Source organism: Desulfacinum hydrothermale DSM 13146, from assembly GCF_900176285.1.
Taxonomy (GTDB): Bacteria; Desulfobacterota; Syntrophobacteria; order Syntrophobacterales; family DSM-9756; genus Desulfacinum; species Desulfacinum hydrothermale.
In genome coordinates this window covers 514174-527371 of sequence record NZ_FWXF01000001.1, presented here as the reverse complement: position 1 = coordinate 527371, position 13198 = coordinate 514174, and the positions used below count along the sequence as shown (strand labels likewise).

The 13198-nt window shown below is 62.3% G+C and carries 13 protein-coding genes; 8 read left to right on the top strand and 5 right to left on the bottom strand.

Annotated features, from left to right (window positions below):
• Window positions 1–21 precede the first annotated feature (21 nt).
• Both B9A12_RS02440 and B9A12_RS02435 read left to right on the top strand, forming a co-directional pair.
• Window positions 22–867 carry a DUF58 domain-containing protein gene (locus B9A12_RS02440; RefSeq protein WP_084055939.1) on the top strand — a complete coding sequence of 282 codons (846 nt, stop codon included), beginning with the start codon at window positions 22–24 and terminating at the stop codon, window positions 865–867.
• Window positions 854–2767, top strand: a complete 1914-nt coding sequence (locus B9A12_RS02435) for a transglutaminase TgpA family protein (RefSeq protein ID WP_084055938.1) — start codon at window positions 854–856, stop codon at window positions 2765–2767. Before B9A12_RS02440 ends, B9A12_RS02435 begins: the two co-directional genes overlap by 14 nt.
• 30 nt (window positions 2768–2797) lie before the next feature.
• Here the strand turns inward: B9A12_RS02435 and B9A12_RS02430 are convergent, their stop codons facing one another.
• Entirely contained in the window at window positions 2798–3937 is a 1140-nt protein-coding gene (locus tag B9A12_RS02430) for a response regulator (RefSeq protein ID WP_084055937.1), read from the bottom strand.
• Window positions 3938–4182: 245 nt separating this feature from the next.
• Between B9A12_RS02430 and B9A12_RS02425 the strand changes: the two genes are divergently transcribed.
• The 5 genes from B9A12_RS02425 to B9A12_RS02405 all read left to right on the top strand — a co-directional run bounded on the left by B9A12_RS02425 (window position 4183) and on the right by B9A12_RS02405 (window position 7054).
• Window positions 4183–5574: a sigma-54 interaction domain-containing protein gene (locus B9A12_RS02425; RefSeq protein WP_245802324.1), complete on the top strand. Its 1392-nt coding sequence runs from the start codon at window positions 4183–4185 to the stop codon at window positions 5572–5574.
• Window positions 5575–5928: 354 nt separating this feature from the next.
• Entirely contained in the window at window positions 5929–6123 is a 195-nt protein-coding gene (locus B9A12_RS02420; RefSeq protein ID WP_084055936.1) for a rubredoxin, read from the top strand.
• A gap of 61 nt (window positions 6124–6184) precedes the next feature.
• On the top strand, window positions 6185–6412 hold the full coding sequence (locus B9A12_RS02415) for a hypothetical protein (RefSeq protein ID WP_084055935.1): 228 nt from the start codon (window positions 6185–6187) through the stop codon (window positions 6410–6412).
• 3 nt (window positions 6413–6415) lie between these two features.
• Window positions 6416–6523, top strand: a complete 108-nt coding sequence (locus B9A12_RS17850) for an RCKP-type rubredoxin-like domain-containing protein (protein WP_073035801.1) — start codon at window positions 6416–6418, stop codon at window positions 6521–6523.
• Window positions 6524–6610: 87 nt separating this feature from the next.
• Window positions 6611–7054: a flavodoxin domain-containing protein gene (locus B9A12_RS02405; RefSeq protein WP_084055934.1), complete on the top strand. Its 444-nt coding sequence runs from the start codon at window positions 6611–6613 to the stop codon at window positions 7052–7054.
• 3 nt (window positions 7055–7057) lie between these two features.
• On the opposite strand, the gene B9A12_RS02400 is transcribed toward B9A12_RS02405, so the two are convergent.
• A complete protein-coding gene (locus B9A12_RS02400) occupies window positions 7058–8596 on the bottom strand; it encodes an SDR family oxidoreductase (protein ID WP_245802323.1) in 1539 nt (512 codons plus the stop codon).
• A 302-nt stretch (window positions 8597–8898) separates the two neighbouring features.
• Between B9A12_RS02400 and B9A12_RS02395 the strand changes: the two genes are divergently transcribed.
• On the top strand, window positions 8899–9840 hold the full coding sequence (locus tag B9A12_RS02395; RefSeq protein WP_084055933.1) for a DMT family transporter: 942 nt from the start codon (window positions 8899–8901) through the stop codon (window positions 9838–9840).
• A 117-nt stretch (window positions 9841–9957) separates the two neighbouring features.
• Here the strand turns inward: B9A12_RS02395 and B9A12_RS02390 are convergent, their stop codons facing one another.
• The 3 genes from B9A12_RS02390 to B9A12_RS02380 are packed head-to-tail and all read right to left on the bottom strand — an operon-like array spanning window position 9958 to window position 13193.
• The gene (locus tag B9A12_RS02390) at window positions 9958–11106 is read right to left on the bottom strand and encodes an acyl-CoA dehydrogenase family protein (RefSeq protein WP_084055932.1); all 1149 of its coding nucleotides are present in this window, start codon (window positions 11104–11106) and stop codon (window positions 9958–9960) included.
• Window positions 11107–11149: 43 nt separating this feature from the next.
• The gene (locus B9A12_RS02385) at window positions 11150–12001 is read right to left on the bottom strand and encodes a 3-hydroxybutyryl-CoA dehydrogenase (RefSeq protein ID WP_084055931.1); all 852 of its coding nucleotides are present in this window, start codon (window positions 11999–12001) and stop codon (window positions 11150–11152) included.
• Between the two features lie 16 nt (window positions 12002–12017).
• Window positions 12018–13193: an acetyl-CoA C-acetyltransferase gene (locus B9A12_RS02380; RefSeq protein ID WP_084055930.1), complete on the bottom strand. Its 1176-nt coding sequence runs from the start codon at window positions 13191–13193 to the stop codon at window positions 12018–12020.
• Between the last annotated feature and the right edge of the window lie 5 nt (window positions 13194–13198).

The following is a 13198-nucleotide window of genomic DNA, read 5'->3' as shown; positions in this document are numbered from 1 at the left end:
ACCCGAGCGGGCTGGTTCTACGTGGCCGTCACCATCCTGATCGGCTTTTCCGCCGTGAACACGGCCAACAACCTTATTTACGTGGTGGCCTCCCTTCTGCTGGGTTTCATGCTCATCTCCGGTATCTTCGGCCGTGCCAACCTCCATGCCGTGCGCATCACCGTGGAACCGCCCCCGGAGATCTACGCCGACACACCCGCGCCGATCCGCATCCGGGTCGAAAATCCCCGGAGCCTCCTGCCGGCGTTTCTCATCCGCGTGAATGTTTGGGACCAGAGCCCGCTTGTGCCCTATGTTCCACCCCGCTCCACCGCGCAGACCTTCGTCTCGACGGCCTTTCCCCGACGGGGTCGGTACGGACTTGGGGAGGTGGAGATCTCCTCCAATTTTCCCTTCAACTTCTTCGTTCGCTTTCGTCGGATTCACCTCGGCCTGGACCTGGTGGTCTTTCCCCGCCTCCGTCCCGGCCCCTTCCCGGGCGCACCGCGAAGATCCCGGCCCCAGGGCCATCGGGAAACCGTGGAAACAGGGGACAGCGGAGATGATCACGACATTTACGGCATTCGTGAATACCACCCGGGAGATCCGATCAAGAAAATCCACTGGAAGTCCAGTGCCAAGGCGGGAAGAATCCTTGTGAAGGACTTCGCCTCCACCCGGACGGAACCTGTGATTCTGATTCCTTCCCACCTGGGCCCATCGCCGCTGGAGGCGCGCCTTTCGTGGACCGCCTACTGGATCAACACCCTGGTGCGGCGCCGCGTTTCGGTGGGGCTCATTCTGGACGGGGAGTCTTTCGAACCCGGAACCGGCACGCATCACAAACGGACCCTTCTCCGAGCGCTGGCCCTCTATGGTGAAGACTAGAACCGCCCTTTTTGCCGTCACCTATCTGTCCGCGGCCATCGGCTACGTCACCGTGATGGCCCACGTGCATCCGGCCGGCCACGCGGCCTTCTGGGCACTGGCGGTGCTTTCGGTCTTCCGCCACGGTCTGCGTCCCTTCCAGGTGTCCCGGCGCTGGCTCAACCTGCTGGCCGTTTCCGTCATGGTTCTTTCCCTTTCCCGTCTGAGGGCGGACTTCCTGGTGGAGCCCCTCCTGGACGGCATGCTCATCCTCACGGGCATCAAGCTCCTGGAAGCCGAGAAGGCCCGGGACTACATGCAGATCTATCTCCTGTGCCTCTTTCTGCTGTTGGGCTCGGGACTCATGAGCCTCAGCGCCTCCTTTCTCTTTTACATGGTTCCGCTGGCCCTGCTCCTCACCGTGTCCCTGATGCTGCTGGCCTTCGAAGACGCCGCCCCCGGCGCCGCCCTGCCCAAGGAGGCCCTTCGAAAAATCGCCTGGAACGCGGGCGCTATGTGTGTACTGAGCCTTCCGGTGGCCGCCCTTCTTTTCCTCATCTTGCCGCGCACCAACTTTCCCCTGCTCAACTTCCTCAACCAGGCGGCCTTCGGCCGCACCGGCTTCGCCGAAAGCGTGCGGTTGGGTGAAGTGGCCTCCATCCAGGAAGACTCCGCCGTGGTTTTTCGGGCCCAGATGGCGCCCGTGGACCAAGGCCTCCTCTATTGGCGCGGGATCGTATTGGATGCATTTGATGGCATCACCTGGCGGCCTTCCCGATCCAGCCGGTCGGAACCGCCCGCGCAAGCCGCATCCCCGCAGCCAGGCGATCTTCGCCAGGTCATCTACATGGAACCCTATGGCTTAAACCGGCTCTTCGGCCTGGACCGCCCGGTCAGAATCGAGGGGGTGCCTGCCCAACGGAGCGCCGACGGAACCTTTCGCGTGTGGTCGCCCATCTTCAAGAAGACCCGTTACGTGGTGTGGTCCCGGGTGAAGACCCCGTACCGGGAGGCCCCGGGAGACCTGCAAAAGCTTCTGGCCCTTCCCGGCGATCTTCCGCCCCGCATCCGACGTCTGGGCCTGCATTTGACGGCCGGAAAGAGGGCGCAGGACGCCGTCCGGGACGCACTGGCCTTCCTGCAATCGGACAGGTTCCGCTACGCCCTGAACGATCTGCCCCGGGATTTGGAATCCTTTCTTTTTGATAAACGCAAGGGCAACTGCGAATACTTCGCTTCCGCGCTGGCGGTCTTGCTGAGACTGGGCGGCGTTCCGTGCCGCCTGGTGGGAGGCTACCGCGGCGGGTACTACAACGAAACGGGGGGCTACTACCTGGTCCTTCAAAAGCACGCCCACGTCTGGACGGAATGCTATCTGCCGGGCAAGGGTTGGATCCGGCTGGATCCCACGCCGCCCTTGGCCGGCACGCCCGCCTTGGCCTATGGCGAAAGGCTTCTCACGCGGCTGCGCCTCCTGATGGACATCATCAACTACCACTGGTTTCGCCTGGTGGTGGACTATGACGTGGAGCGGCAACTGGCTCTGGTGCGCAAAGCTCGCACTCTGGCTCGAAACCTGGCGAAACGGCCCGAGCCACCCCAGGGGTGGAAGGCGGCGGCCGCAGTCGCCGCGATGTTGGCCCTTCTGACGGCCGCTGTGGGAACGGTTCTCCACCGCCGAAGGCACAGGGAAAATCCCGGCCGGAAACTGCGCCGGGCCTTCGCCTCAAAGATGCGCCGTTACGGCTACGAACTCCAGCCCTGGGAAGGGCTCGAAGAGTTCGTCCTGCGCCTTGAAGCCCGCGATGTGAGAGAAAAGGCCCTGGAATTCGTCCGCCCCTTCAACGAGGCGGTGTATCGGAAAGGGTGTCTGGATAAGGCCACCGTGAAACATCTGACCCGGATACTGCGCGACTTGTAGCGATTCGACCTGGCTCTCCGCCGGCCGTTCCTACTCTTCCAGAAGCTTCGCCGTCTCCCGATGCTCCCTGGCCAGGCGTGCAATCCCAGCCTCTTCATAGATCTGGGCCAGCAGCAGGTGGATCTTGACAGCCAGTGGATTCCCCAATTCCCTGGATCGGCGAAGGAGCTTTATCAGGCCGTCCCGAACCCGTGGGCCCTGTCCACACATCACCAGGATCTTGGCAACGGAAACGGCGGCCTCAGGATCCTTTTCCAGCACCCGCATGAAGAGCCCCTGAGCGATACGCGCAATGTTTTCCTGCAAAGCCTCAAAGCGCGAAAACCGGGCAAGGGCCTCCATGAGATCCCCCGGCCGATCACGACACAGCCCCACCACCGCTTCGAAACAGCTCAGGCCGGTCTCCGTATCCCCCATTTCCAGGGCCAGCGGCCCCAGTTCCATTTTGATGTCCAGCCGGTCGGGCCGCACCCGGTGCAAACCCCGCAATATGAGGAACAGGTCTCTTCGCCGCCTTTGCATCCGGTAGATCTCCCGGAGCCGTTCCATGGCTTTCACGTGGAGCGGATTGAGCTCGGTGGCCTTGCGGTAGGCCTTTTCCGCCTCCTCCCGGGAACCCAATCGTTCCAGAGCACAGCCCAGCCAGTAATAGCCGATGGGATTGTCGGGATTTTCCTGGACCGCTTCCCGAAACCACATGAGCGATTCGGAAGGGGCCTTTTCCAAGGTGGCCTTCCCGGAGATCAACAGCTGATGATAAAGGCTCGGGTTGATGCGTCGTTCCATGAGCTGTTGGATCCGCTGATCCAGATCCGCGGGGCTGCAGGGCAACAGCAGGTAATCGTCGGCATCGGTTTCGATGGCCTGAGCCACCAGCTGCTGCGTGGCCCGGCCGGCAATGAGGATCACCGGCAGGTTTTCCGTTTTGGGATTGGAGCGCAGTTTGTCCAGCAGCTCAAAACCGTCCAGGCGAGACATGCGGAGGCCGGTGATCACAAGATCGGCCGGATCGCCCGCCTCCAGCCATTGGAGGGCCTCCGCGCCATTTTCCGCGGCATGGATGTGTACGTAGCCGAGGCTGCGCAGGGCCGCCTTCAGAACGCGGCGGATCTGCGCATTTCCGATGACAAGAAGAATATGGATGTTTTTTGACCTGGCATGCTCGTTCACAGACGCACCCGCACTGAATCAGCTCGGCAGGCTCCCAAAGAAGCCCTTCTCCCCCAGCACCCACAGGATTCTTGGAATATGGCACACCCGAGGCTCGGCGCGCAACGATGGACTGGAGAGGAAAACAAAAGTGGCCGGAGGAATGATGCCGTCATGGGGTTGGGTGCGACGCCGCGAAGGGAAAGAGGCCGCCCGGCCCGTACCAAAAAGGGTTTGTGGACCGCCCCGACCATGAGATAGAAAAGATGCGTTGGCAATGGCCGAGGCAGGATCTGTGCCCCTATCTTCCCGGCAAATTCGATGGAAACCGGTCCCGCGGACATTCCATGAAAGCCTCCCCACAATTTCTCGAATCGATCCTGGACAACCTTCCCGAGGGAGTGATCGGTCACGACACCCGGCGGCGGCTCATCTATTTCAACCGCTCGGCGGAGCGGATCACAGGATATCGCCGCGAGGAAGTCCTGGGTAAAGACTGCCACCAGGCCTTCTCCAATCCTTTCTGTGGACCCCACTGTTCCTTTTGTGATGGGGCACCTGAGCCATGGACGGGACGCCGCTACCCCGTGCGGATCGTGGACAAGCACGGCACGGCCAAGGACATTGAAATGTCCGTGACCGGCATGACGGACGCATCAGGGGCCCTGGTGGGCGTGCTGGCGGTCTTTCGCGAAAGGACCTCCGAGGCCCCCTCCCCGGATCACCTGGACGAGGCGGAATCCCGCTGGAACATGGTCGGCCGGGACCCCCGGATGCTCGAAGTCTACCGGCAAATTGGTTTGGTGGCCGCCTCCGATCATCCCGTCCACATTCACGGGGAAACGGGAACGGGCAAAGAGCTGGTGGCTCGCGCCGTCCACATGGAAAGTCGCCGCCGACAGGGCCCTTTCGTTCCCGTCAATTGCGGCGCCCTGCCCGAGGGGGTTCTGGAAAGTGAGCTTTTCGGGCACGTGAAGGGGGCGTTCACCGGCGCCGTTCGGGACAAGAAGGGCCGCTTCGAACTGGCCGACGGGGGGACCCTTTTTTTGGATGAAGTGGCGGAACTGCCCCCCACGACCCAGGTGAAGCTTCTGCGAGTGTTGCAGGAAAAGACCTTCGAGCGGGTGGGCGGTGAGCGATCCATCCGATGCGATGTGCGGATCATCAGCGCCACCAACCGGGATCTGGCCCGGGAAGTTTCCCGAGGCCGCTTTCGAGACGATCTCTACTACCGGCTCAAGGTGCTGCCCCTCGTTCTCCCAACCCTTCGGGAACGCCGGGGGGACATCCCTCTTTTGGCCGAGCATTTTCTGGGCCGTGCCGCTGGAGAAATATCCCCGTCCCCGCGCCTGACCCAGAAGGCCCTGGAAGCGCTCTTGGCCTACTCGTGGCCGGGAAATGTGCGGGAACTTCAAAATGCCCTGCACTACGCCCTGCTTCGGGCCTCCGACGGCGTCATTCGCCGTGACGACCTCCCCACCGAGATCCTCCAGGAAACGGCACAGAGCCGGCGCGGCCCCACGCCCAAACTGACCCCACAGGCGGTTCAAGCCGCACTGAAAGAGACCGGGGGCAACAAGGTCCGGGCCGCTCGCCTGCTCGGGGTGGCTCGGGCCACCCTCTACCGGTTCCTTTCAGCTCACCCGGATGTCTCATGAAACAAAAGTGTCTCAAGACGGCCTGAGACACCCGGCCGGATCCCCCTATCTCACCGCCCCTTTCCTTGAAACGTCTGGATCCACACCACGACCCTCCCTGCCGGTATCCCGCGAAGACAGGCCCCCGGGGCCCTGCGCTGGTGTCTCATGAGACACCGGCGCCTTCCGGACCGCGCCCCCCACACGCCCGCTCCGACGCCTCCAACCCCCTTCCATCACTTGCTTTTTTAATTCCTGGCTCCAAGCCCTCCGCTTCGGCATGGAAATTGGTTACAGTATGGGGAAGGAATCGTGAGAATCATAAGAGAACCTCTTTGCCGACCCGACACAAAACGTTATGAGAAGGAGAAAGACATGGCACGCCCGGAAGAATGCTACCAATGCCAGGGACCTTCGTGTGGATTCCTCTACGACCCCGATCGGGGCGACCGGCGGGGCAAGATTCCCAAGGGAACGCCTTTTTCGGAGCTTCCCGACGACTGGCGTTGCCCGGTATGCGGGGCGACAAAACGCGCGTTCAAATGCGCGGCCGAGCAGGATTCCCAATAGGGTTCCATCCCAAGGCGGCTCGAGCTGAGCTTTCCCTTTTGATCCGGCCGGGAGGACTTTCATGGACCGCCCCTGCAACGACAGCATCCGTAAGACTCTGGCACTGACGGGACAGATGCTGGAGATCGCCGATGAAGGGGACCGACACCGCGAGGATGCCGGCTGTGGAATCCTTTACGGCGTTTTGCGGGATGCGGCCTACAAGATCCGCCTGCTGGCGGAACAGGAACGAGAAGCCCACCGCCGCAAAGGATGGTGGGCGGCGTGTGACACCACCAAAGAGGAATGATCCATGGCGACTTTTCAGTGCACCAAGTGCGGTTTCGAAAAGGAAGGACGTTGTAAGCCCCAGAAATGCCCGCAATGCGGGGAGAAGAAAACCTTCGAAAAGAAGGCCTAGCCGGTAGGATGAGAGGGCGGGCGCTCCGCGGTGGAGCGTCGACCCTCTTTCGTGTCGCTGTATCATCAACCAAAGACGGAGGGTCCCATGAAGGTGTTGATCGCTTACGTGAGTCGAACGGGGAACACGGAAAAGATGGCCCAATACATGGCCGAGGGCGTTCGTTTCGCCGGCCACGAGCCGGTGCTGAAGAAGGTCTCGGAAATCAAGAAGCCCGAGGAACTGCAAGGCTACGACGCCTATCTTTTCGGCTGCCCCACCTATCACCGGGACATGACCCAAAGTATGAAGACCTTCCTCTTTCTCGCTCAAGGCGCGGGGCTGGAAGGTAAGGTGGGCGGAGCCTTCGGTTCCTATACCCACAGCGGAGATGCGCCCAAATACATCTACGACACCATGGAACACGTCTTTCGAATGCGCATGACCAACCTGGGGTCCTTCAATCTCCTGGAGCACAAGATCAACACCCCGGAGGGCACGCGTGCCTGCCAGGACTACGGACGCTCCGTGGCCGAAATGCTCAACGCCTAGAATTCAGGGCGTCCGGGGCTCCAGCCGACAGGCGTGGGGCAAACGGGCGTCGAACGCCTCTGGCCCGCGGCTGGGAGAAACCCCCAGGGCCCGGGCCAGGGATCCCAACAGTCCCGAAAAAATCCTGTTGTGAAACGGCAGCATGGCATACCAGTAGCCGATTCCCACAAGGCCCCGTGGCAGAAACCGGGCGATCACCTGCACCTCGGTGTCGCTTTCGCCCACGGGTGCCAGCCGGAAGTCCAGGATGGCTTCTCCGGGTAGCTTCATCTCGGCGTAAAAGAGCAGGCGCTTGTCGGGCTCCATTTCCAACACCCGCCAATAATCCACCGTGTCCCCCACGAAGAGACGCCCCGGTTCTCTGCGACCTCGCGTGTGTCCCACCCCTCCCAGAGCTTGATCCATCCAGCCCCGAATCTTCCACAGGGTATTGGCAAAAAACCAGCCCTGCCGCCCGCCGATCCCCTGGAGCTGGGCCCACACCTGCCCGGGTGTTACGGGAACCACCATGCGATGCGCCGATTCCAAAACGGTTCCGCCCGCGTAGGGGGCATCGCCGCATTGGACCCATTCGGGAGGATGGAGGTGGCCCGCATCGCTCCAGCAGGTATCCACCTGTTCCTGATGGATCCTTTGAAGCGCCTTTCGAATGGCGTCCCGACAGCTCAAAAGGTGTTGGGGGATCCACTGGCGGATCCGAAAATCTTCGCACACCACGGCATTGCGAAGCCCTTCGGCCAGCGGACGGGCCACGGCCATGGGCACGGGCGTCACCAGATGGAGCCAGTAGGAGCTGATGCGGGGCGTGAGGACGGGAACGGGCACGATCCAACGCCGCGGCAGACCAGCTTCCTGGGCATAGATACGCATGAGATCTTCATAGGTGAGCACGTCCGGACCGCCGATATCCAGGGTTTGCCCCAGCACGTGCGGAGACTCCAGGCACCCCATCAGGTAGTGGAGCACGTTGCCGATGGCAATGGGCTGACACGGAGAGCGCACCCAACGCGGGGTGATGAGCACGGGAAGGCGATCTACCAGGTAGCGCAGGATCTCGAAGGAAGCGCTTCCGGATCCCAGAATCATGGCCGCCCGTAAGTAGGTGACGGGAACCAAGCCGGACTGGAGAATCCGGGCCACTTCCAGCCGGGACCTCAGGTGCTCGCTCAAGTCCTTCCCTTCCTTCCCCAGCCCTCCCAAGTAGATGATTCGTTCCAGCTTGGCCTTGCCGGCGGCGATCACCATGTTCTCGGCCGCCCGGCGATCCAGGGAAGCAAAATCCTTTTTGCCGGGCGCCATGGAATGGACCAGATAGTAGGCGGCACGACACCCCTCGGCGGCGGCGATCACCGAATCCCGGTCGAAAATGTCCGCCCGGGCCACCTCCAGCCTGGGATGATTTCCCCAGGGGCGGCACCGCACCTTGGCCGGAGACCGCACCAAGGCCCGCACCCGGTAGCCCGCATGAAGCAGGCGCGGCGCCAGTCGCCCGCCCACATAGCCTGTCGCCCCCGTCAGCAGAATCGGCCTGTCGTCCATCATGCCCATCCTCCCCGCCTGATCATCTTCCGTGCAAAGCCCATCGGGATTCCATTGAGATGAATCTATCAGGAAAACCCCATCCCGGAAAGCCGGTCTGCTGGATCTTCCGGGGGTGCGGGACACGCCCCGATCATCCAGGCGAAGGCCTCTGAGATGCTCGAGAGCTCCCGGCCCCTGCGGGCACGTTCCATGCGCTGCAAACCCCTGCGCGCAGCCGGTCCTTGACGATCCGAGATCCATCCGGTATGCGGTGAGATCCGTGCAGCCCTCACTGTTTCCGGACCCAGACCACTGGAGCTCCCATGAAAACCACTGCTCTGAAAGCCGACCTCCTGCTGCTCTTGACCGCCACCCTGTGGGGATTCGCCTTCGTGGCCCAACGGGTGGGCATGGACCACATCGGTCCCTTCGCCTACAACGGGATCCGCTTCGCCCTGGGAAGCCTTTCCCTGGTGCCTCTCATCACGTACCTGGACAGGAAAAACGGCATCCACTCCGTCCATCCGGCCCACGACCCTTCCTGGAAAGCGGCCTGGAAGGCGGGCCTTCTGGCCGGACTCGCCCTTTTTGCCGGGGCATCCCTGCAACAGGCCGGGCTGGTTTTCACCACGGCCGGCAAGGCGGGATTCATCACGGGCCTCTACGTGGTGATCGTACCCCTGCTGGGGCTATTCTGGAAACAGAGACCGCCTCTGGGCACCTGGGCCGGCGCGGTACTCGCCGCCGTGGGCCTCTATTTTTTGAGTGTGACCGAAGAACTGACCATGGAATTTGGAGACGTGCTGGTGCTGGCCGGCGCCTTCTTCTGGGCCGGACACGTGCTCCTGCTCGGGTGGATGTCCCCCCGCCTCGACCCGGTCAAACTGGCCTGCTGCCAGTTCGCCGTCTGTTCCGTCTTGAGCCTGGCCACGTCCATGGTCTTCGAGGAGACGACCCTGCAGGGGATCCGGGATGCCACCGTGCCCATTCTCTACGGGGGACTGGTGTCCGTGGGGATTGCCTACACGCTCCAAGTGGTGGCCCAAAAGGACGCCCATCCCGCCCACGCGGCCATATTGCTCAGCATGGAATCGGCCTTCGCCGCCCTGGGAGGCTGGATCATCCTGTCGGAGCGACTGGAGCTGCGGGGCCTGGTGGGTTGCGCCCTCATGCTTTCGGGCATGATCCTCTCCCAGCTGGCCGAATACCTGCCCCAGGGTGAGGCCCCTGGAGCAGCCGAGCGCGGGGAGGTTTCACACGGGTGAAGGTGAACCGGTCGGGGACTGGCCCGACGAGCCTGCCCCGAACCCCAATAAAAAACCCCCGCTTTCGCGGGGGCTTGCTGGAATCCGGTCTCCACGATCCGCCGCCAAAGCCCTCGGTTACTTGAGCAGTCCCCGGGCGATGATGAGGCGCTGGATCTCGCTGGTTCCCTCGTAGATGCTTGTCACCCGCACATCCCGGTAGTAGCGCTCGATGGGAAAATCCTGGGTGTATCCGTAGCCGCCCAGAATCTGGAGGGCATCGTAGCACGCCTTGTTGGCGGCTTCCGTGGCGTACACCTTGCCCATGGAGGCCTCCTTGGAATAGGGCTTCCCCTTTTCCTTCAGGTAGGCGGCCCTCAGGAGCAGCAGCCGCGCCGCTTCCAGACGGGTGTAGTTGTCGGCGATCATCCACTGGATCGCCTGGTGTTTGGCGATGGGAACGCCAAACTGGATCCTTTCCTTGGCATAGTTGGTGGCAAAGTCCATGGCCGCCAACCCGATGCCCAGGGCCATGGAACCGATTCCGATCCGACCCCCGGCCAGCTCGGAGACGGCGATGCGAAATCCGTCGTTCACCTTGCCCAGCACGTTGTCCTTGTGGACCCGGCAGTCCTCAAAGAGCAGCTCATTGGTGGAGGAGCCGTGCTGGCCCAGTTTCTTTTCGTCCTTGCCGATGGTGAAACCCGGCGTTCCCGGTTCCACCAGAAAGCACGTGATGCCCTTGCCCTTGCGCGCCTCCTTGTCCGTCACCGCCCACACCACGAACACACCGGCGTATTCGGCGCTGGTGATCCACATCTTGGCGCCGTTCAGCACCCAATAGTCCCCGTCCTGCACCGCGGTGGTCCGTATGCTGGCCGGATCCGATCCCGCTCCCGCCTCGGAAAGCCCGAAGCTTCCAGCCGCAAACTCGCCGCTGCACAGGGGCGGGATGTATTTGCGCTTCTGTTCTTCGGTCCCTACGGCCTGAATCACCTCCGCCACCATGTTGGTGACGGAAGTGGTCACCGTGGTGCTGGCGCAGGCTCGACCCAGCTCGGTCATGGCCAGGGAAAAGGCCACCACACCGGCGCCGGTGCCCCCGTATTCCGGGTCCACATTGAGGCCCATGAAGCCCAGCTCGGCCAGCTTTTTCAGGTTCCGCTTGAGGATATCACGGTTCTTGGTCTGGTCCAGTTCGGCGGCCACCGGTTCCAGTTCGTTCTTGGCGAACTTGGCGGCGGTATCCTGGATGATCCTTTGCTCTTCGGTGAGTTCAAAGTTCATGGGGAAGACCTCGATCTTTGTCGATTAGGGATGATGAAGGGGATCAGCTGTATTCATAGAATCCCCGACCCGTCTTGCGGCCAAGCCAGCCGGCCTCCACGTACTTTCGAAGCAGCGGACACGGCCGGTACTTGGAATCGCAAAAGCCCTGGTACAGGGTTTCCATGATAGCCAGGCAGGTGTCCAGTCCGATCAGGTCGGCCAGGGCCAGAGGACCCATGGGATGGTTCATGCCCAGCTTCATGACCGTGTCGATGTCCTCGCGGGTTCCCACCCCGTGGTAGAGGCAGTAGACCGCTTCGTTGATCATGGGCATCAGGATGCGGTTGGCGATAAATCCCGGATAATCCTGGGCTTCGGCGGGGGTCTTGCCGAATTTTTCCGCCAGTCCCCAGGTGATCTTAAAGGTCTCGTCGGAGGTGGCCAGGCCCCGGATCACCTCCACCAGCTTCATGACGGGCACCGGGTTCATGAAGTGCATGCCGATGACCTTCTCCGGCCTCTTGGTCTGGCTGGCGATCCGTCCGATGGGAATGGACGAGGTGTTGGTGGCCAAAATGGCATGCTCGGGACAGATGGCGTCCAGGTCCCGGAAGATCTGGAACTTGATCGGTTCGTTTTCCGTGGCGGCTTCCACCACGTAATCGGCCGCGGCCATGTCTTTGAGATCCACGCTGGTCTTGATGCGTCCCAGAACCGCGTCCATCTCCTCCTGGCTCATCTTGCCCTTGTCCACGTTGCGGGCCAGGATCTTCTTGATGTTGTTGAGGCCCCGCTGGACGAATTCGTCCTTGATGTCATTCATGATCACCTGCAGGCCGCTCATGGCCGCCACCTGGGCAATGCCATTGCCCATCTGACCGGCTCCAATCACCCCAAACGTCTTCACTTCCATCGCCATCTCCTCCTTCCTACCTCTTGACAACCAGGGCCACAGCCTCTCCGCCTCCCAGACACAAGGACGCCAGCCCCACCTTCTTGTCACTTCGGATCATCTCGTGGAGCAGGGTCACCAGCACCCGTGCTCCGCTGGCTCCGATGGGATGGCCCAGGGAGACGCTGCCGCCGTTGACGTTCACCTTGGCGGGGTCCAGCTCCAGCTCATTGAGCACCGCCACCGTGGAGCCGCTGAATGCCTCGTTCACCTCGTAGAGATCCACATCCCCCAGGCCGATCCCTTCCTTCTTCAGGCACTTGGGGATCGCCCGGATGGGGGCCACCAGCACGTACTTCATGTCGATGCCTGCGGAGGCCTGCGCCCCAACGGTGGCCAGGATCGGACATCCCAGGGCCTCGGCCTTGTCCCGGGCCATGACCACCGCGGCCGCCGCCCCGTCGGAGATGACCGAAGCGTTGCCTGCCGTGGTCACCCCGCCCGCCTTGAAGGCGGGTTTCATCTTGGCCAGCACTTCATAGGGCGTCTCCCGAGGACATTCGTCCTGGGCGAACATCACCGGGTCCCCTTTGCGCTGGGGCACGGGCACCGGAATGATCTCATCTTTGAACTTCCCGGACGCGATGGCCTCCAGAGCTCTTCGATACGATTCCGCCGCGTACCGGTCCTGGTCTTCACGGCTGACGCCGTAGCGTTCCGAACAGAGCTCGTTGGAGATTCCCATGTGGAAGTCGTTCACAATGTCCCACAATCCGTCATGGACCATGTGGTCCTTGATCTGACCATGGCCCATGCGATAGCCGGACCGGGCCTTGTCCAGAAAGTAGGGCGCGCTGCTCATGCTCTCCATGCCGCCGGCCACCACCACATCCGCATCGCCCGTCTGGATCGCCTGGGCGGCCAGCATGACGGCCTTGAGGCCCGACCCGCACACCTTGTTGACTGTCAGGCACTCCACTTCCCAGGGCATCTCGGCCTTGACCGCCGCCTGCTTGGCCGGGTTCTGGCCGTATCCGCACGGCAGCACCTGGCCCATGATCACTTCGTTCACATCCGTCTTTTGAATCCCCGCCCTTTGGACGGCCTCCTGGATCACCACTGCTCCCAGATCCGTGGCCCCGATCCCAGACAGCGTTCCGTTGAAGCTTCCCAACGGGGTTCGCACCGCACTGACAATAACCGCTTCCCGCATGCTCA